The organism is Leisingera sp. ABM4_060 (assembly GCF_056158765.1).
On the sequence record NZ_JBSWTX010000001.1, the window covers coordinates 3,183,127 to 3,200,984 of the forward strand.

18 protein-coding genes and 1 tRNA gene are annotated in these 17,858 nt (G+C 60.2%); 8 read left to right on the forward strand and 11 right to left on the reverse strand.

The window, feature by feature from the left end; genetic code table 11:
* Positions 1 to 11: 11 nt before the first annotated feature.
* Both ACXAEH_RS15215 and ACXAEH_RS15220 read right to left on the reverse strand, forming a co-directional pair.
* Complete coding sequence (locus ACXAEH_RS15215; protein ID WP_475033944.1) at positions 12 to 1,253, reverse strand: Zn-dependent hydrolase; 1,242 nt, start codon at positions 1,251 to 1,253, stop codon at positions 12 to 14.
* Positions 1,250 to 2,143 carry a dimethylarginine dimethylaminohydrolase family protein gene (locus ACXAEH_RS15220; protein ID WP_475033945.1) on the reverse strand — a complete coding sequence of 298 codons (894 nt, stop codon included), beginning with the start codon at positions 2,141 to 2,143 and terminating at the stop codon, positions 1,250 to 1,252. The genes ACXAEH_RS15215 and ACXAEH_RS15220 overlap by 4 nt, the downstream gene beginning before the upstream one ends.
* A gap of 116 nt (positions 2,144 to 2,259) precedes the next feature.
* Between ACXAEH_RS15220 and ACXAEH_RS15225 the strand changes: the two genes are divergently transcribed.
* Positions 2,260 to 3,165, forward strand: a complete 906-nt coding sequence (locus ACXAEH_RS15225; RefSeq protein WP_475033947.1) for a LysR family transcriptional regulator — start codon at positions 2,260 to 2,262, stop codon at positions 3,163 to 3,165.
* 47 nt (positions 3,166 to 3,212) lie between these two features.
* Here the strand turns inward: ACXAEH_RS15225 and ACXAEH_RS15230 are convergent.
* Positions 3,213 to 3,299, reverse strand: a tRNA-Leu gene (locus tag ACXAEH_RS15230).
* Positions 3,300 to 3,516: 217 nt separating this feature from the next.
* Here ACXAEH_RS15230 and hemN point away from each other — a divergent pair.
* The 7 genes from hemN to ACXAEH_RS15265 all read left to right on the forward strand — a co-directional run bounded on the left by hemN (position 3,517) and on the right by ACXAEH_RS15265 (position 11,953).
* Entirely contained in the window at positions 3,517 to 4,872 is a 1,356-nt protein-coding gene (gene hemN / locus ACXAEH_RS15235) for an oxygen-independent coproporphyrinogen III oxidase (RefSeq protein WP_475033949.1), read from the forward strand.
* Between the two features lie 400 nt (positions 4,873 to 5,272).
* Positions 5,273 to 6,109 carry a flagellar motor protein MotB gene (locus ACXAEH_RS15240; protein WP_475035593.1) on the forward strand — a complete coding sequence of 279 codons (837 nt, stop codon included), beginning with the start codon at positions 5,273 to 5,275 and terminating at the stop codon, positions 6,107 to 6,109.
* Positions 6,110 to 6,233: 124 nt separating this feature from the next.
* On the forward strand, positions 6,234 to 7,523 hold the full coding sequence (locus tag ACXAEH_RS15245; protein ID WP_475033951.1) for a flagellar hook protein FlgE: 1,290 nt from the start codon (positions 6,234 to 6,236) through the stop codon (positions 7,521 to 7,523).
* Positions 7,524 to 7,569: 46 nt separating this feature from the next.
* Entirely contained in the window at positions 7,570 to 9,018 is a 1,449-nt protein-coding gene (gene flgK, locus ACXAEH_RS15250) for a flagellar hook-associated protein FlgK (RefSeq protein WP_475033952.1), read from the forward strand.
* 3 nt (positions 9,019 to 9,021) lie between these two features.
* Positions 9,022 to 10,026, forward strand: a complete 1,005-nt coding sequence (locus tag ACXAEH_RS15255; protein ID WP_475033954.1) for a flagellin — start codon at positions 9,022 to 9,024, stop codon at positions 10,024 to 10,026.
* Positions 10,026 to 11,132 carry a flagellar basal body P-ring protein FlgI gene (locus ACXAEH_RS15260; protein ID WP_475033955.1) on the forward strand — a complete coding sequence of 369 codons (1,107 nt, stop codon included), beginning with the start codon at positions 10,026 to 10,028 and terminating at the stop codon, positions 11,130 to 11,132. The genes ACXAEH_RS15255 and ACXAEH_RS15260 overlap by 1 nt, the downstream gene beginning before the upstream one ends.
* Before the next feature lie 608 nt (positions 11,133 to 11,740).
* Positions 11,741 to 11,953, forward strand: a complete 213-nt coding sequence (locus ACXAEH_RS15265) for a hypothetical protein (protein ID WP_475033957.1) — start codon at positions 11,741 to 11,743, stop codon at positions 11,951 to 11,953.
* An 896-nt stretch (positions 11,954 to 12,849) separates the two neighbouring features.
* Here the strand turns inward: ACXAEH_RS15265 and ACXAEH_RS15270 are convergent.
* The 8 genes from ACXAEH_RS15270 to fliF all read right to left on the reverse strand — a co-directional run bounded on the left by ACXAEH_RS15270 (position 12,850) and on the right by fliF (position 17,834).
* On the reverse strand, positions 12,850 to 13,005 hold the full coding sequence (locus tag ACXAEH_RS15270; protein WP_475033958.1) for a hypothetical protein: 156 nt from the start codon (positions 13,003 to 13,005) through the stop codon (positions 12,850 to 12,852).
* Positions 13,006 to 13,267: 262 nt separating this feature from the next.
* Entirely contained in the window at positions 13,268 to 13,408 is a 141-nt protein-coding gene (locus tag ACXAEH_RS15275) for a hypothetical protein (protein ID WP_475033959.1), read from the reverse strand.
* Positions 13,396 to 13,878, reverse strand: a complete 483-nt coding sequence (locus tag ACXAEH_RS15280; RefSeq protein ID WP_475033961.1) for an amidohydrolase family protein — start codon at positions 13,876 to 13,878, stop codon at positions 13,396 to 13,398. Before ACXAEH_RS15280 ends, ACXAEH_RS15275 begins: the two co-directional genes overlap by 13 nt.
* A gap of 342 nt (positions 13,879 to 14,220) precedes the next feature.
* Complete coding sequence (locus ACXAEH_RS15285; protein ID WP_475033963.1) at positions 14,221 to 14,430, reverse strand: hypothetical protein; 210 nt, start codon at positions 14,428 to 14,430, stop codon at positions 14,221 to 14,223.
* A 108-nt stretch (positions 14,431 to 14,538) separates the two neighbouring features.
* On the reverse strand, positions 14,539 to 15,282 hold the full coding sequence (fliP, locus tag ACXAEH_RS15290; protein WP_475033964.1) for a flagellar type III secretion system pore protein FliP: 744 nt from the start codon (positions 15,280 to 15,282) through the stop codon (positions 14,539 to 14,541).
* Positions 15,279 to 15,575 (reverse strand): FliM/FliN family flagellar motor switch protein, encoded by a 297-nt coding sequence (locus ACXAEH_RS15295; protein ID WP_475033966.1) that lies wholly within the window; start codon positions 15,573 to 15,575, stop codon positions 15,279 to 15,281. The genes fliP and ACXAEH_RS15295 overlap by 4 nt, the downstream gene beginning before the upstream one ends.
* A complete protein-coding gene (locus ACXAEH_RS15300; protein WP_475033968.1) occupies positions 15,568 to 16,167 on the reverse strand; it encodes a FliH/SctL family protein in 600 nt (199 codons plus the stop codon). The genes ACXAEH_RS15295 and ACXAEH_RS15300 overlap by 8 nt, the downstream gene beginning before the upstream one ends.
* A complete protein-coding gene (gene fliF / locus ACXAEH_RS15305; RefSeq protein WP_475033969.1) occupies positions 16,167 to 17,834 on the reverse strand; it encodes a flagellar basal-body MS-ring/collar protein FliF in 1,668 nt (555 codons plus the stop codon). Before fliF ends, ACXAEH_RS15300 begins: the two co-directional genes overlap by 1 nt.
* Between the last annotated feature and the right edge of the window lie 24 nt (positions 17,835 to 17,858).

The following is a 17,858-nucleotide window of genomic DNA, read 5'->3' on the forward strand; positions in this document are numbered from 1 at the left end:
CCGGCGCGTGATCACGTTGCCGGGGCCATTTGTTTTGAGAGTGTGAGGGCGGCCTGCAGCAGAACATTGCACCCGGCCTCCAGGTGGTCCGGTTCGGCCCATTCGGCCTCGTTGTGGCTGAGGCCGCCGCGGCAGGGCACAAAGACCATCGCGGTGGGCACTTTGCGCGCCACCTGGCAGGCGTCGTGGCCTGCGCCCGACACCATCCTGCGCCAGGGCAAACCGCTGTTCTTGGCCGCGGATTCGATGGCAGTGATGCAAGCGGCATCGAACTTCACCGGTGGATTGTGCCAGATCATGTCCAGCGCGACGTCTGCCTCCTGCTCCTCGGCGGCGGCGCGGCGGATTGCGTTGTCCATGCCGCTCAGCACCGCGTCGTCGGGGTGGCGGAAGTCGATGGTAAAGCGGACCTCGCCGGGGATGGTGTTGCGGGAATTCGGGCTGACATGCAGCTCGCCGACGGTGCCAACGCCGTCGGGGCCATAGGCCAGGGCGATCCGCTGCACCTCTTGGATGAGCCTGGCCACGGCCACCAGCGCGTCGCTGCGCCCGGGCATCGGGGTGGAGCCGGAATGGGCGTCGCGCCCGGACACTGTGACATCATACCAGCGCTGGCCCTGGCCGCCGGTGACCACGCCGATCACCTCGTTATTGGCCTCCAGCACCGGACCCTGCTCGATATGGGCTTCCAAAAAGGCGCCGAACTGGTGCGCGCCACAGGGTTCCGATCCGGCGTAGGCGATACGTTCCAGCTCATCGCTGAACCGCAGGCCGTCGGCATCTTCGCGGCTGAGGGCAAACTCCAGATCGAACAGCCCGGCATAGACGCCGGAGCACAGCATCGCCGGGGCAAAGCGCGCGCCTTCCTCGTTGGTCCAGTTGACCACCTCGATCGGGGCATCGGTTTCCAGCCCCAGATCGTTCAGTGTGCGCACCACCTCGAGGCCCGCAAGCACGCCATAGACACCATCGAACTTGCCGCCGTTCGGCTGGGTGTCCAGGTGGCTGCCGATGGCAATCGGCAGCGCGTCGGGATCGCGGCCCTCGCGGCGGGCAAACATGTTACCCAGCCGGTCAAAGGTAACCGTGCACCCCGCATCCTCGCACCAGCGGGTGAACAATTCGCGGGCTTCAAGGTCGCCATCGGTGAGCGTGAGCCGCCCGCAGCCGCCGCCCGGCAAGGCATCAATCTTGGCCATCTCCATGATGCTCTGCCACAGCCGGGCGCCGTTTATGCGGTGGTTGCTGCTCATGCGTCCTCGCGGCAGAGCGCCTGGCTCAGGCAATGCACACCGCCGCCGCCGAGGGTGAACATCGACATGTCGGGGTCATAGACCTCGAACCCCAGGGCGCGCATTTTAGCGTTGAGGTCCTTGGCGCCGGCCATCGACAGTACCTTGCCGTCCCCCAGCGCCACCAGGTTCACGCCGAGGTTCTTGGCTTCGGCATAGGAAACATCGACGATCTCAATGCCCCAGCCTTTGACGATATCCACCAGCCAGGGCTCCATCGCGTCGATGCAGGCCACCGCCAGCTTCTCGGCCAGCGGCACGATAAGCCCGTCCATATGCACAAACTCGCGGCTGATCGGGGCCACCACGGCCTCCCATCCTTCGGCGCGGACAAATTCGGCGACCTGTTCGGAGCCTTCTTTCTCGGACCGCTCGCCGCAATAGCCAATCAGCACCCGGCCAGGCTCGATAATGTTGAAGTCGCCGCCTTCGAAGTGGCCCGCAGTGGCGAACTTCCAGATCGGAATATCGTTTTCCTGATAGAACTTGATCGCGGTAGCGTAATCGGCACGGCGGCATTTAAGCTGCATATGGCAGATCAGCGCGCCCCAGGGGGTCATCGCCGAGCTGTCGCGGGCAAAGAAATTGCGGTGTAAAACTTCGTCGCTGTCCAGATAGTGGCAGGTGACGCCGGCCTCCTCGTAGATCGAGACCATTTCGGAGTGCTGTTTCATTGCCAGCTGCAAGTCGAATTGCACGCCTGTCTTATGCGCATTGGCCAGGGTACGGCCGATCAGCGGGCCAGCTTCGACCCATTTAAAATACTCCGGCCTGCCCAGCAGAACATCCGTCAGCTTGGCATAGTCGTTGTTGATCCCCCAGCGTTTGGCTGTTGTCGTGCTCGCATCCATGCTGCTCAATCTCCCAGTATTTACATGCTTGGGAGACAGGATTGACTGGGTTTCTCTTTTATTAAATTACAAACTAAGAGACTTAACTTTTACACTTATACAAGTATGGTGAGACCATGCTGCCCCCCGCCCTGTCCAAAGCCGATTTGCACCTGCTCTACGTGTTCTGCACGGTGGTGGAGGCGCGCGGGTTTTCGGCGGCGCAGATCACTTTGAACGTCTCGGCGTCCACCATATCGCGGCAGATTGCCGATCTGGAGACCCGGCTGGGCATGCGCCTGTGCCAGCGCGGCCGCAAGGGGTTCCGGCTGACCGACAAGGGCGAAATCGTCTATGCTGCCTCGCACAAGCTGTTTGCGGCGCTGGATCAGTTCGGTGAGACGGTGGACGGCACCCGCGGCAAGCTGGTGGGGCGGCTTTCGGTGGCGGCGATTGACAACTGGGTGTTCAACAACGAGGCGCCGATCATGGGCGCCTTGGCCGAATTCACCCGGATTGCGCCTCAGGTCGAGGTCGAAATGCATTCTCTGGCGCCGGATGACATTGAGATGGCGGTGCAGGATGCACAGATCGCGCTAGGGGTCGGAGTGTTTCACAAGCACAAACCGGGGCTGATCTATGAGACATTGGGATTCGAGCGGATCGGCCTTTATTGCAGCCGCGGCCATCCCCTGTTCACGGCAGACACGCCGGAAAGGGTGGAGGAGCTGCTGCCGCAGGCGAATTTCTGCAAGCGTGCCTATCTGAATGAGGACCTGGTGGCGCCGGTCTCCCGGGGGCTGCCATCCAACGCCAGCGCGCATCAGATCGAAGGTATCGCGATGATGGTGCTGACCGGCCGCTACATCGGCTACTTGCCGGAGAGCTTTGCCGATATCTGGGTGCGTGAAGGCCGGGTGCGGTCAGTCGGCGACGGAATGTTCGACCTTAAGTCCGAAATCAAACTGGTGCGAAAGCGCGGCGAGGAGCCGAACCTGGTGGTGAAATCGTTCATCCAGCTGGTGCGGGAGGCGGCGCGATAGCCCGGAATTCCGGTTGCGAGCCGAAAGGGGTGAATGCTGCGGGAAAATGGTGCCCAGGAGAGGACTCGAACCTCCACGTCCATACGGACACTAGCACCTGAAGCTAGCGCGTCTACCAATTCCGCCACCTGGGCCGGTGTCGTGAGCAGGGCGTATAAGTGGAGTCGGACAGGAGGTCAAACGGAAAAACGCAGTGCTGGGATTTTTTCCAATTTCCTTTGAGGGCAGGAATTTTCCGAACGTCTGCAGAGGTTTGACGCGGCCGGCCTGACCGCAGGGAGAAACTTCGTACCGGTGCGCGGTTTGATCCTGCGCAAAGTGCGGGATTCGAAAAAGAGGCATAGGACAGTCATGAAACAGATTGACCGCCTCCAAGCCCTCGGGCTGTTTGACAGCCGGGTGCCCCGCTATACCTCTTATCCGACCGCGCCGGTCTTTTCTGCTGCCGTAGGTGCCGCGGATCAGGTTCGCGAACTGCAAAATCTGGATCCTGAAGTGCCGGTCTCGGTCTATCTTCACATTCCATTTTGCGAGCGCCTGTGCTGGTTCTGCGCCTGCCGCACCCAAGGCACCCAGTCGCTGAGCCCGGTGGAAAGCTACATCGGCACGCTGGAACAGGAGTTGAAACTGGTGGCGCCGCTGCTGCCTGAGGGCGTGCGGATGGGGCGGATGCATTGGGGCGGCGGCACTCCGACCATTTTGCCGCCCGCCTTGATCCACCGCCTGGCGCGGGCCGTAAAGGCCGTGTTCCCGCAAACGGAGGAATGGGAGTTTTCGGTTGAGATCGACCCGGCGCTGGTGGATGCAGAAAAGATCGCCGCGCTGGCGGCGGAAGGAATGAACCGGGCAAGTATCGGCATTCAGGATTTTGATCCGCTGGTGCAGCAGGCGATTGGGCGGCAGCAGCCTTATGACGTGACCCGGGATTGTGTGGAGGAGCTGCGTGCGGCAGGGATCCGGTCGCTCAACGCGGACCTGGTTTATGGGCTGCCGCACCAGACGCCGGCACGGATGGCGGACACGGTGGAGAAGGTCCTGAGCCTTGATCCCGACCGGCTGGCGCTGTTTGGCTATGCCCACGTGCCTTGGGTCGCCAAGCGGCAGCAGTTGATCAAGGAAGAGACGCTGCCGGATGATTTCGCGCGGTTCCACCTGGCAGAGCAGGCGTCGGCAGCATTTGCTGCGGCAGGCTATGCGCCGATCGGAATCGACCACTTCGCCAAACCCGGCGATGGTTTGGAAGCGGCGGCCGGCAGCGGCCATCTGCGGCGCAATTTCCAGGGATATACGGATGACACCTGCCCTACGCTGATCGGATTTGGCGCCTCTTCGATTTCCCGCTTCGCTGGCGGGTTTGTCCAGAATGCTGCGGCAACACCTGCCTATGTGCAGCGTATCGAGGCGGGCCGGCTGGGCGGGGCGCGGGGCCATGTGATGAGTGAAGAGGATTTGCTGCGCGGCCGCGCCATCGAGATGCTGATGTGCGAATTCCGGATCGGCCGGGAAGAACTGCAGCAGCGCTTCGGCACCTTGACCGATGTGCTTGAGGCGGATCTGAGCCGGATTGCAGACCGGTTCGGTGCGCTTGTCCGCCTGACGGATGAGGCACTGGAGATCCTGCCCGGCGGCAGGCCGCTGACCCGGATCATTGCAAGCGGTTTTGACGCGCATATGCCGGAAGGGGTCCGCTACAGCCGGGCCTCCTGACAGACCGGAGGCTCCCGCCCGCTTGGGTGCATTCATGGAATGCACCGCCGCGGTTGGGCCGGGCGCTGCGCTAACGCGCAGCGGCGGCGGCACTGACCCAGCACGGCGCTATAATCGGACATTGGCACCGGCAGACAACAACCGGGGCCGGGCCTCTGCGGGCGCGTGCGCACACCGCTTGCTCTGCGCCTCCGCAATTGAGGCCGGCAAACCGCCTGAATTGTGTTCCAGTTCCCATTTGCACAAGTTCAACCCCCGGCGTGTTTACATGGTGCCGGGATTGCTTCTGCCGCTGAAACCCGGGCAGCCGCCGAGGTGAACTGCCGGCAAGTTTAATTGTTAAGGCCCATTTAACGCGCCGCCTGCTATGCCGGGGATGGGTGAAATAGTGGTGGTGAACATGAGCGCACAAGGCAATGTGGCGCCCATTATCATCAAAAAGAAAAAAGTCAGCGGTGGCGATGGCCACCACGGTGGCGCGTGGAAAGTGGCCTATGCCGACTTTGTGACCGCGATGATGGCTTTCTTTTTGCTGATGTGGCTGCTGAACGCGACAACGGAAAAACAACGCAAGGGCCTGGCGGATTACTTTTCGCCGTCCATTCCGCTGAGCCGGGTCTCCGGCGGCGGCAACGGCGCCTTCCAGGGGGACAGCATGTTCACCGAGGAAATCAAGCCGCAGTCCGGCACCGGGGCAACCGATATCAACCCGGTGGATGCGCAGCAGGCGCAGGGCGATACCGGGGTTGAGGCTGATGAAAAGCGCGAAAAGGAAGATGCCGAGCTTCGCGCGATCGCGGAGCAGCTCTCTGGACGCGGCGGCGAAAGCATGGTCTCCACTGCGATGGCCCGTCACATCGTGACCCGGGTTACGGACGAGGGGCTGATCATTGAGCTGTTCGCCACCGACGACGGGCCGCTGTTCGAAGACGGCCAGGCGGAACCGACCGCGTTGTTCCGGGATCTGGTGAGAATGATTGCCCGCGTCTCCGAAGGGGTTGGCAGCAACGTCGCGATAGGCGGCCATATCCGCTCGCATCCGGTTGTGCTTGCCAACAACCCGGTCTGGGAATTGTCCCACGCACGGGCGGACAAGACCCGCACTCTGCTCGAATCGGGTGGTCTGGGGGCGCAGCGGATTCACCGGGTGACCGGCCATGCGGACCGCAAGCTGGCGGTCGCAAATCCGATGGCAGCCCGCAACAACCGGATCGAAATCATTCTCTTGCGCGAATAACCCGCTGAAATCACTGACGGAGGCGGCTGGCAGATAGGTTGATTTTTATCTGTTAGCCGCCCGTTAATCGCTCCTGCGCTAGCTGTTGCATCCAGAATGATTAGATGCAGCAGAAAGGCGTGCTATGACCATTTCTTCGTCGCTGAACGCGGGCGTTTCAGGATTGAGCGCCAACGCCAGCCGGTTGGCTTCCATTTCCGACAACATCGCCAACTCCTCGACCCGCGGGTACAAGCGGGTGCAAACCGATTTCCATTCCATGGTGCTATCGGGTTCTGGCGGCACTTATTCTGCGGGCGGTGTGCGCGCGACCAATGTGCGCCTGATTGACGAGCGCGGCCCGCTGGTCTCAACCAACAATGCAACCGACCTTGCGGTTCGCGGCCGCGGCATGCTGCCCGTGGCTTCGATCACTGAAGTGGAGTCCGGCGGCGATCCGACGATGATGCTGACCACCACTGGATCCTTCCGGACCGATTCCAATGGGTATCTGACGACGGAATCCGGCCTGGTGCTGATGGGCTGGCCGGCACTGGCGGACGGTACCGTGCCGGATGCGGCGCGCGACACTGACGATGCCCTGGAGCCCATCCACATCGACCTCAACCGCCTGTCTGCCGAGCCGACAACCGAAATCAGCCTTGCAGCAAACCTCCCCGCCGATAGCGCATTGGCTGCCGCACCCGGCGCCGCAGAGGAGCAGGTGGTTCAGTATTTTGATAACATGGGCCGGTCGGAAGAGCTGACCATCACCTATACTCCGACCGGTGCCGCGGACAATGAATGGACTGTGGAGATCGTGGATTCCGCGACAGGTGCGGCCGTCATTGGCGAGTATACGCTGACCTTTGATGACAGCAGCACCACAGGCGGATCCCTGGCCAGCGTGGCCACCGTTACCGGCGGGGCCTATGACGCGACGGCTGGTTCTGTGACCATCAACGTCGCCGGAGGCCCGGTCGAAATCAACATCGGCACGATCGGCGGCAACACCGGCCTGAGCCAGCTTGGCGACGAGTTTGTGCCTGGCACAACGGTGAAAGACGGCAATGCGGTCGGTTCCTTTGTCTCGGTTGAGATCAACGAAGCCGGCGAAGTCATCGCCGAATACAACTCCGGCGACAGCAAGGTGATCTACAAGGTGCCGCTGGCGGATGTGTCCAACATCAACGGCATGCGGGCCCTCAATTCGCAAACCTATATGCCGACCGACGAATCCGGCGATTTCTATCTGTGGGATGCCGGTGACGGGCCGACAGGGGAGATCCTGGGGTATGCCCAGGAAGAATCGGCCGTGGATGTCGCGACCGAGCTGACGGACATGATCCAGACCCAGCGTGCCTATTCGTCCAACGCCAAGGTCATTCAGACCGTGGACGAAATGCTGCAGGAAACCACCAACATCAAGCGCTAACGCGCTTGATGCCCTCTGACATTGGCTTCACGAAAGCAGGCTGAACATGTCTATCTATTCCGCGCTGAACAGCGCAATGAGCGGGCTGTCCGCGGCCAGCCGCTCCTCGCAGGTGGTCTCCGAGAACCTCGCAAATGCGCTGACCCCGGGCTACACGCGCCGGGTTCTGGACCTGAACTCTCCAGGCGCCGGTGTCTCCGGCGTCCAAGTCGGGTCTGTTCAGCGCCTCAATGATCCGGTGCTGATTTCCAACCGCCGGGTCGCCGAGGCGGATTACGGGGCAGCCAAGGTGCAATCCGATTTCTTTGACCGGATGTCCGATCTGGTGGGCACGGTTGATGACGAGATGTCGCTGGCCTCGCAGCTGTCGGATTTCGAATCAACGCTGATCGAGGCGGTTTCGCGGCCGGATTCACAGCCGAGGCTGAATGATCTGGCGGTAAAGGCGGGTTCCCTGGCGGACTCGATTTCCCGGACTGCTGAAGGGTTGCGCGATCTGAGAGTCATTGCCGACAATGCGATTGGCGCTCAGGTCGACACTGTCAACCAGGCGCTTCAGGAGATCGAAAAACTCAATGCCCGCATCATGGTTGTGGAAGCAGGCGGTATGGATGCTGTCTCGATGCAGGATCAGCGGGATCAGTTGATCGACCAGGTGAACGAAATTATCCCCGTCAATGTTATCCGCCGCGATAACGGGCAGGTAACATTGTACTCCGCTGGCGGAGTGATGCTGCTGGACCACACGGCATCGGAGCTGAGCTTTACGCCGGCCCGGGATATCATGCCGCATATGACGCTGGGCAACGGCTTGCTGTCCGGGCTGGAGGTCAATGGCAAGGCAATTGACACAAGCGCTGACGGCCCGCTGCGCGGCGGTACGCTAACTGCTCAATTCGAAGTGCGCGATGTCACCACGGTTGAAGCCCAGGAAGATCTGGACACGATGGCTGCCGACTTGATCGAGCGCTTCCAGGACCCTGCGCTGGATGCCACGATCGGTGTCACGGATGCCGGCATTTTCACCGATGATGGCGGGTTTTATGATCCGGCAAACTTCACCGGTATCTCCAACCGGATTGAGCTGAACGACCTGGTGGATTTGAACGGCGCCGGAGAGACTTGGCGGTTCCGTGACGGGCTTTACGCTGCGGCACCGGGCGATCCGGGCAATTCCAGCCTGATCCAGGCCTATTCCGACGCATTGAACACCACCCGGACGATCTCGTCTGTCGGGCTTGGCACTGCGGATATGACAGCGTCAACGCTCAGCGCAAACCTGTTGTCGCGCTTTGCCCAGGACAATGAGACCGCATCGCGCGCCTCAACCTTTGCCGCCACCAGTTTCAACGAGCTGAGCCAGGCGGAACTGGCGCTGGGCGTCGATACTGATGCCGAGCTGCAGAACCTGATGCTGGTGGAGAAGTTTTATGCCGCCAATGCACGGATGATTACGGTCATTGATGAACTTATGGACACACTTCTGAGGATCTGACGCATGATAATCAATTCTTACGGCGATATGGCGCAGCACCTCTTCCTCCGCAGCCGCAATACCGAGCTGCAACAGAATATCACCACGCTCTCGGAAGAATTTGCCACAGGTAAAACGGCTGATCTGACCGAGCGGCTGGGCGGTGATTTTACCTATCTTGCAGACCTTGAAAGCACTCTGAAACGCCTGGACAGCTACATGGTTGCCAACGGTGAGCTGCAGCTGTTTGCCACCGCCACGCAGGGCAGCCTGGAGAAGGTGCAAAGCCAGGTTCAGGCGATGCGCAATGACATTCTGACCATTTCGCCGGCCATGGATGAGGCCAGCGCCGAGCAATTCGGCAGCCAGGCCAATCAGAGGATTTCCAGCGCGATCAGCCTGTTTAACACTTCTGTTGGAGGCCGGACGGTATTTGCCGGCACGGCAACCGATACCAAGCCGCTCAATGATGCCAATACGCTGATGACGGCCATTCTTGCCGAAGTGGGCGGCCTGACAACAGCTGATGACATCATTCAGGCGGTCAAGGACTGGTTCGATGATCCAACTGGTTACGACACCGTCATGTACCAGGGGTCGGCAACCTCTCTGCAGCCGGTCACGGTTGGCGAAGGCGAGCAGATTTCGCTTGGGGTCCGTGCTGATGACGATAATCTCAAGCATACACTGCAAAGCTATGTCATCACAGCGCTCGCGGACGAGCCGAGCCTGGGTTTGACCGAAGACGTGCAGGTTGATCTAGTGATCAAGGCCAGCAGCGAGCTTTCGGAGAGCGAAAGCAGGCTGATTGATCTGCAGGCGGATATCGGGTTCACCGAGGGGCAGCTGGAAGCGATCAATACCCGCAACGAGGCCTCGAAAACCAGCCTGAGTATTGTCAGGAACAACCTGGTCTCCGCCGATCCTTATGAGACCTACACCCGGTTGGAGGAAGCGCAGACCCAGCTGGAAGGCCTGTATACGATCACGTCGCGCAGCTCGCGTCTTTCACTGATGAATTACCTCTGATGCTGGTATTTTTCCGCCTTCTCCTCACTTGCCTGTTCCTGCTGCCCGCGGTGGCGCAGGCGAACGCCATCCGTCTCAAGGACCTGGTTGAATTCGACGGTGTCCGTGGCAATGACCTGGTCGGCTATGGCCTGGTTGTCGGCCTGGACGGGACCGGTGACGGTCTGCGCAATTCACCGTTTACCGAAGAAATCATGTCCAACATCCTGGAGCGGCTTGGTGTCAACGTGACTGGTGAGCAGTTCCGGCCCAAAAACGTTGCCGCGGTCTTTGTGACTGCGACGCTGCCGCCGTTTGCCCGGGTTGGCAGCACTATTGACGTGACAGTATCGGCCATCGGGGACTCCAAGAGCCTGTTGGGCGGCACGCTGATCATGACGCCGCTCAATGCTGCTGACGGCCAGATCTATGCGGTTGCGCAGGGCACGATCCTTGCAGGCGGCGCCGTGGCCGAGGGCGAGGCTGCCCAGGTTACCCAGGGTGTGCCAACCGCGGGGGTGATTCCCTCGGGCGCCCGTGTCGAGCGGGAGATCGATTTCGATCTGGCCTCGCTGACTTCGATGCGGCTGGCGCTGCGCGAGCCGGATTTCACAACAGCCGGCCGGATTGAGAGGGCGATCAACGATGAATTCGGCCGCAATGTCGCCCTGATGCGGGACTCCGGAACTGTGGAAGTCGATATCGGCCGTACGCGGACCCGCTCCACAGCGCATGCGGTCGGCCGGATCGAGAACATTCTGGTCGAACCCCAGCGCAAAGCGCGGGTTGTGGTAGATCAGCGTTCCGGCACCATTGTGATGGGCAGTGATGTGCGAATTTCCCGCGTGGCAGTGGCCCAGGGCAACCTGACCCTGCGGATCGAAGAGACGCCGCTGGTGGTGCAGCCGAACCCGTTTGCCAACGGTCAGACGGTTGCGGTCCCGCGCACCGGTGCCGCCATCGAGGAAGAGGAGGGGATCCAGCTGGCTGAAGTTCCGGAGACGACCTCTCTTTCCGAGGTCGTGGCAGGCCTGAATGCTCTGGGTGTGTCGCCGCGGGACATGATCGACATCCTGAAAAGCCTGAAGGCCGCCGGAGCTCTGCATGCGGAGTTCGTTGTCCGCTGACCGCCACGGCTGATCCTGAACATCTACCCGGCTTTGCGTGCAAGGCTGGGTTTTTCTATGCAAGGCCGGGCTCCGGGGCGGTTAAGCTCCACGCGCCCGGTACATTCCAAGGTTGATACGGTATGGGGCCACGCCCTTTCAGTTTTCAGTCTCTGCCGACATTCGGAGCGGGTATGTTTCTCAGATCGATGCGAACTTCGACCCGGATGCCGACCCCGTAGAGTTCGCCGAGGTGCGCTATCTGGACAACACCGGCGAACCGGAGAATCTGCGGTAGCGCCATACCTAGAAATCCGGCATCACCTACATAGCCCCAAATAGCATTTCCAGCGCCTGGGTGCGTGGTTGGATGAGGCCATGCTCTTCGCCAGCGCGGCAGGGCACTGGCGGGTGTTCTCCGAGCGTATTCCGATGGCTTACGGAAGAGTGCGGACGCCAGACGAACCTTGCGATATAAATCCACGGTGAAGATCCTCCCGCCCTCCCTCCGTTAAAAGAAGGGCAAAGGTGGACGACTTTTACGCCGCCCGCAGCAGGGGCATCCCGCCGCTACCGTGGTCGACTTTCTCACCGCCGTTCTCAGCGTTGTGCTTCACGTATTCAGGGACATGATCAAGGACAACATGCATGAGTGTTTTGTTAAGTCTTTCGACGAGGAGGTCTCCGCGCCGAAAAGCAATGAGTGTATGGCCCGGTTCAGGGCGTTGCTGGAGGATTACAGAGAGAACGTCCGCGCGTCGCTCGGCAACGAAACCTCGGATCGCGACTTCCTGGAGCTGTTCTGTGCCGAATGTATGACAACGGCATTCTTGGAAGCGTGAAACGGGGTGAGAACCCCCTATTCGATTGCGAACTTTCGGTCCCGCCAGTTACCGCAGATCTGGATTGGATCCCCGGCCCAGCACTTTGGCAAGACGCAGAAGGCCGCCGGCTTTTCTCTTCCTTCGGAAGAAGTATAGCGAACCTCTCAAGAAGCTCTCCTGAGATCAGGAGGTTCAAGAACGTGATTTGCGTGCTGCGCCGGCAAGGCGGGCATTGAGTGCCACGGTGCTGCCGGTATCGGCCTCCATGAGCTCCTTGCGGCAGCGGACGAGCCCAACGAAACGGTCGGGTTGTAAGAGAGTGCGGAACGGTCCAGCGTACATCAACGGGGCGGTCTTCAAGCCAGCCGTCCTGATGGCGTTTTTCAACATTCTCCGAGTTTATTGAAACGAGTTCGAGGCGTGGCAATAACAAAGGCCCGGAGCAACCGTTGGCGGTTAACCTCCCGTTCCTGCAGGGATTTCTGCGATCTGAATTCCAGGTAGAAAGGATATATTCGAAGTTCCTTAATTCGTGGTGGCGGCACCAGTGATGTTCACGCCCGCGGCGCGTCTTGGGTGAGATGCCGAAAAGCCGAACTGACTGCCACGGAAGGCGCCCGACCCGAGGCCCATTCCCTACTGGCCCTGACACTGCCACGGCACGCCAATATGGAGGAAGTTCGAGGACCGGTCGATGCAATAGGCTCCGAAACACCGCGGCGCCATTACCTAAATGCCGGTGGTACGGTGTGGTTGCGGACATTCTCGCCGTCGCAGAAAATGACGCCTTCCAGTTCATTTGAAGATATCTGCACAAAGTATCCTGATGCGAAAACGACCCGTCCTGTTGTGGCCTGGGAAGGGTCGCTTTGGCGTCAGATTTTAACTCGTCAGCGAAAATTTAGAAAAGCCTGTCACTCCATGCTGTTCTTGAAAATCTTGCCGACCTTCATGATCAGGTCTGTATAGGCGACTTTTTTAATCACCCCAAGCGCGCCAGCTTGATAGCGGTGCCGGGGGCTGGAACGCTTAAGCAGCTCAGCGTTGACCGAGGTAGCCAACTTCATCACCTCAAAAGGTGTGAGCCAGGGCTGTCGTTTTGCCAGAAGGGTCCATGCCGTTCAGCCAGTGCTGAATCAATCAGAATGTCGGTGCCGGATGCAATCTTTCCACTGGCTCCATGGCCTTGGTGTAGATCGCGTCCGTGCCGTCAGTCACGGTGATCCATTCCTGCAGGCTGCCCGGATCGCCGAAGAAAAATCCTTCCTCGCCGTCCAGCAGCGGCTAAATGCTGAGCCAGACTTTGTGCTCATTCATCATCTGACGGGTTTCTTAGGTCGTCAGGAAACCGTGTTCCATGAACGTGACACCGGCTTTGATGACCAGCTGAGTAGCCTTGTCAGTGAAAATATGCGATGCGGCATTGGTGTTGTATGTGTCCGCCACTTCGACAAAGGCTTTCATCTCTCCCATGGTGTACTGGTGCCCATCGGGCGGATCATAGACTGAGGAATCCCGCCCCCGCCAGAAATCTTGACCTGTGTGGCACCCGTCCGCATGGCTTCCCGGGTGCGCTTGACGACCTCATCCACGCCATCTGCTATTGCCATCAAACTGACACTGTACCAGTACGACTGAGAAACTGCCGGGTTCGTTAGAACTGACTGATAGGGGCGGTCGTCGAAATGCCCGGCGGTTTGGCCAACCGGCGGCCCGGATGGCAATATCCGTGGGCCGGAAATTTCGCCCGCATCAAACATTTTCCACGTTGTGAACGGGTTGCTGTCATCGTCGTGCACGGTTGTGAAGCCTTTCCTCAACGTTGCCTCAGAACCGAGTGCGCCGCGGATGATCACTTCCAGAGTATTGCCAAGGACCACCGTGCTTTGAGCGGTGCAGCAATAGGAAGTTTGCCAATGCGCGTCGATCAGGCCAGTGATCATGGTGCGTCCGCCGCCATCGAGGACATGTTCGCCAGCTCCGAAAGCAGTTCAGTGGAAATTTCGGTAATCGAATTGCCGTTCACCACCACATTGGCGTTTTCGGTCAGCATTTCATTGACGCCGTCAAAGACGTTAACTTTGGTGAAAAAGGATGGGGGTGTCGTTCTGCGACAGGCCGAGGGAAGACGCAAAAGCCAGAGTTAACGAGCGTACAATCGTGCGGATTTGAAGTGACCTTTCACCAAGGCCCCACAGTTTCTTGAATTCCTTCAGCAACGCAGAAGGGAAGCCGGCAATCAAACAAGTTGATTTGATGGCAGCCTGTCAAAGCAGATTACGACATCACTCTGCGCAAACAGCCAACGGCCGCTTCGAGACCCGCTGCTGCATTTCCTTTTGCGCTTGGCTGCCGTCCGCGCTTGGCGCAGCATTTGGAAAGAGCTCAAGGTGGAGGATAATCTCTATCGTTCCGCGATCATAGCCCGTTCTGGTGAGGATATTGCCGAACTGGCAGCTGCCGAAGGTTGCGGACGGCTGGCCGGAAAAAAACATGCCTCGAATGATGGAGTCCGGGAAACAAGCTGTTACCCGGACTCTATGTCCCAAATTCCGGAATGCGCCAAGACAAAGGGCCCAGGCATTTTGCGGTGGTGCGGGTTTTCAGGGGTAGTAGCTGCGCACCAAGGCGGTTGCGATCAGGCTCCAGCCATCGGCGACAACGAAAAACGCCAGCTTGAACGGCAGCGACACAATGGCCGGCGGGACCATCATCATACCCATCGACATCAGGATGGCTGCGACCACAAGGTCGATCACCAGGAAGGGCAGGAAGATCAGGAAGCCGATCTGGAAAGCGCGGGAGATTTCCGACAGCAGAAAGCTGGGCACCAGTGCTGAGAGCGGTGCTTCGGGCACCGGATCCATCCCTTGGGTTTCCGGCCTGAGATCGGCGATTGCATAAAAGGTATCCGGATCGAGCCGGTTGGCCATGAAGGTGCGGAACGGTTGCAGGCTGCGCGAAATCGCTTCACCTGGCTCCAGCTGCTCTTCCAGCAACGGGTTGATTCCGGTTGCCCAGGCTTCGGAGAAAACAGGCTCCATCACGAAATAAGTCAGGAACAGCGCCAGGCTGATGATCAGCATGTTGGGCGGTGCCTGCTGCAGACCGATACCTTGCCGCAGGATCGACAGAACCGTCACCAGGAAAGGAAAGCAGGTGATCATGATCAGCAGGCCGGGAGCCAGGCTGAGTACGGTAATCAAAAGGATCAGCTGGATCGAACGGGCCGAAATCGATTCGCCGTCTGCCAGTGACAGGCTCAATTCTTGAGCCAGGGCGGTGTGCGGCAGGGCCAGCAGCAGGGCTGAAACCAAAGCCGCCCGCACAAAGGTCTTATGTGTCATCCCAAACCGCTTTGCAGATCGGCAATTTCCGTCAGCCGCACCGCCAGCTGGCCGGCCTGTTCTCCCTCCAGCTCTTCCAGCTGGCCGCGGGCAACCAGCCGGTCGCCGACATAAAGGTCCACCGGGTCTTCGACCCGCTTGTCCAGGGTCAGGATCGCATTCTCGCCAAGGCTGACCAGATCGCGGATCAGCGGCCGGGCCTTGCCAACCGAGACGACCACTTCGACGGGAACCGAGACGAAGGGGTTGCCTGCGTCGGCGGATTTCATGTTCAGATCGGCAGCATCATCCATACTGGCTGTCCTCTTTGGCGTGATAGGTAAAGGCTTCAATCGAGTCCTGGATCGATTCGAGCAGGGCGTCGCAGTTGATTTCGCACTCGGAACTGCCGATGCGCAGATAGGCCTGGCCGGAGGTCAGAGTGCTGTCTTCCTGAACCGTGACCGGCACCGAGAAATTCTCTGGCAGCAGGCTCCGCACCGCCGTGCCTTCGCCCGGGGCAACCACGATCTGCATCGGCTGATCGGTCTGCCCCTTGGCCATCCCGGCGAGCTGATCGACGATGTGGTGCCCGAAGGAGGCAGCCATCGCATCGGGCAGAATGGCGCTGGTCAGAACCTTGAACATCGGATCCAGCGAATCGAGCAGCTGGCTTTGCGCTTCGTGGTAAGTGAAGCTGAGATCTTCCAGTGAGTTGGCCAGTTCGGTGGAAATCCGGATGGTTTCCTGGTCCTTGGCGGTCACCGCGTCATCCCAGCCGGCGCTGTAGCCCTTTTCAAAGGATGCCAGGCGCTGTTCTTCCATGACCTCCTCGGACACTTCGGGCACCGGCGGTGCTGCCGGGATGTTGAAGCCGAAGTCTTCCAGCAAATGCGCAATTGTCATCAGGCCTGCTCCTTGTTCTCTTCCAGCCAGCCGCGCAGGATCTGGACGGTTTCCTCCTGCCGCTCGCCGATCAGGCTGCGCAGGCGGTCCACCGGGTCATCCATGCTGCCGCCAAGTGCCGACAGGCCCGCGGCGCCCATCATGTCGCCGGCATCCATGGTTGGCAGACCGCCCATCGGCTCGAATTGGCCGGACCCATTATCGATTTCGCCATCAAGCGCGAGACCTGCACCCAGATCCGGCGCGGTCATGAAGCCATCTCCGCCGACGCCTGGAAGGCCAGGCAGTCCGCCTTCATCCGGACTGGGCAGTGCGGCCACCGGAGCCGCCTGGTTCGACAGGATCGGGCGCACCACAAACAGGCCCAGGATCAGGCTGACAATGGCCAGCGCCGCAATCTGGATCAGCGACATCGCGTCAAAGTAGAGGTTGTCGAGGAACGACGAGGTGGCCACAGACCCCTGCGGTTCGATCGCCGGAAGCTCCATCGACTTGAGGGTAATGACATCGCCGCGGTCCGCGTCAAAGCCGACGGCGGCGGAAATCAGCTCCCGCATTGCGGCGAGTTCTTCTTCGGGGCGCGGTTCGAACACAGTCTCACCGGCGTCGTTGGTAACAGCGGAGCCGTTGACCAGAACCGCGACAGTCAGGCGTTTGATGGCGCCGGGACCGCGGACGATTTCCTTTTCGGTCTCAGAAATCTCATAGTTGATCCGTTCCCGGGTTGCGCTGGTGTTGGCCTTTGAGCCCTGGCCTGAGGCGGCATCGCCATCAGGGATGTTGGAGGCAACAGTGACTTCGCCCGACTGGTTGCTTGAGGAGTCGGCGCGTTCTTCGACATCGGTGCTGACGGCGACGCGGCTTTTCGGGTCGACCCGTTTTTCCCGGATCGATTCGGTGTCGGTGACGGTTTCGACGCTCACCTCGACCACGGCATTGCCCTGGCCGACCCGCGCTTCGACCAGACGCATCACCCGTTCGCGGATCATCTGGGAACGGTCGTCGGTTCCGGCGCCGGCTGCGGCAGTGGCATCGGACGAGCCGATCAGCGCGCCATTGGCATCGATCACGGCGACATTCTCCACCGCCAGGGCTGTCACGGCGGATGAGACCAGGAAACGAATCGCGTTGGCTTGTGCGGGTGTAATCGGCGATCCCATCGGCACAATCGAGACCGATGCGGTGGGCTCAACCGTGCGCTGGAAGGGATTCGAGCCGGTGTTGGCGATATGCACCCGGGCCTGGCTGACATGCGGGCTGGCGACGATGGTGCGGGCCAGTTCGCCCTCTTTTGCCCGCCAGTAGGCGGCATCGAACATCTGTGATGTCGTGCCGAAGCCGCTCAGCGAATCGAGCAGCTCATAGCCCTTGCCGCCATTGGCAGGCAGGCCCTCGCTGGCCAAAGTCATCCGAAGTTCATCCCGCTGCACTGACGGCACGTAAATCGAGCCGCCGCGCACTTCATATTGTGTGCCGCGCTGTTCCAGCGCCCGCACCACATCTCCGGCCGAGCCGCTTTCCAGCCCGGCATAAAGCAGAGTCATTGTTGGCTTGCTTGCCACATGGGACATCGCGATGACGCTGAGAATCATGATTACCGTGGCGCCCACGGCAATCAGTCGCTTCCGCATGTCCATTTCTGCCCAGACATTCTTGATCTGCTGCACATTAACCTCCGTCGCACCGGCGTT

Excerpts from the sequence above, each read along its gene's own strand:
- hemN (WP_475033949.1), top strand. The coding sequence starts at position 3,517 with ATGAAACAGATTGACCGCCTCCAAGCCCTCGGGCTGTTTGACAGCCGG.
- ACXAEH_RS15240 (WP_475035593.1), top strand. The coding sequence starts at position 5,273 with ATGAGCGCACAAGGCAATGTGGCGCCCATTATCATCAAAAAGAAAAAA.
- ACXAEH_RS15275 (WP_475033959.1), bottom strand. The coding sequence starts at position 13,408 with ATGGGAGAGATGAAAGCCTTTGTCGAAGTGGCGGACACATACAACACC.
- ACXAEH_RS15285 (WP_475033963.1), bottom strand. The coding sequence starts at position 14,430 with ATGTTTTTTTCCGGCCAGCCGTCCGCAACCTTCGGCAGCTGCCAGTTC.
- ACXAEH_RS15245 (WP_475033951.1), top strand. The coding sequence starts at position 6,234 with ATGACCATTTCTTCGTCGCTGAACGCGGGCGTTTCAGGATTGAGCGCC.
- ACXAEH_RS15295 (WP_475033966.1), bottom strand. The coding sequence starts at position 15,575 with ATGGATGATGCTGCCGATCTGAACATGAAATCCGCCGACGCAGGCAAC.
- ACXAEH_RS15265 (WP_475033957.1), top strand. The coding sequence starts at position 11,741 with ATGATCAAGGACAACATGCATGAGTGTTTTGTTAAGTCTTTCGACGAG.
- ACXAEH_RS15260 (WP_475033955.1), top strand. The coding sequence starts at position 10,026 with ATGCTGGTATTTTTCCGCCTTCTCCTCACTTGCCTGTTCCTGCTGCCC.
- flgK (WP_475033952.1), top strand. The coding sequence starts at position 7,570 with ATGTCTATCTATTCCGCGCTGAACAGCGCAATGAGCGGGCTGTCCGCG.
- ACXAEH_RS15225 (WP_475033947.1), top strand. The coding sequence starts at position 2,260 with ATGCTGCCCCCCGCCCTGTCCAAAGCCGATTTGCACCTGCTCTACGTG.
- fliP (WP_475033964.1), bottom strand. The coding sequence starts at position 15,282 with ATGACACATAAGACCTTTGTGCGGGCGGCTTTGGTTTCAGCCCTGCTG.
- ACXAEH_RS15300 (WP_475033968.1), bottom strand. The coding sequence starts at position 16,167 with ATGACAATTGCGCATTTGCTGGAAGACTTCGGCTTCAACATCCCGGCA.
- ACXAEH_RS15255 (WP_475033954.1), top strand. The coding sequence starts at position 9,022 with ATGATAATCAATTCTTACGGCGATATGGCGCAGCACCTCTTCCTCCGC.
- ACXAEH_RS15220 (WP_475033945.1), bottom strand. The coding sequence starts at position 2,143 with ATGGATGCGAGCACGACAACAGCCAAACGCTGGGGGATCAACAACGAC.
- ACXAEH_RS15280 (WP_475033961.1), bottom strand. The coding sequence starts at position 13,878 with ATGATCACTGGCCTGATCGACGCGCATTGGCAAACTTCCTATTGCTGC.
- ACXAEH_RS15215 (WP_475033944.1), bottom strand. The coding sequence starts at position 1,253 with ATGAGCAGCAACCACCGCATAAACGGCGCCCGGCTGTGGCAGAGCATC.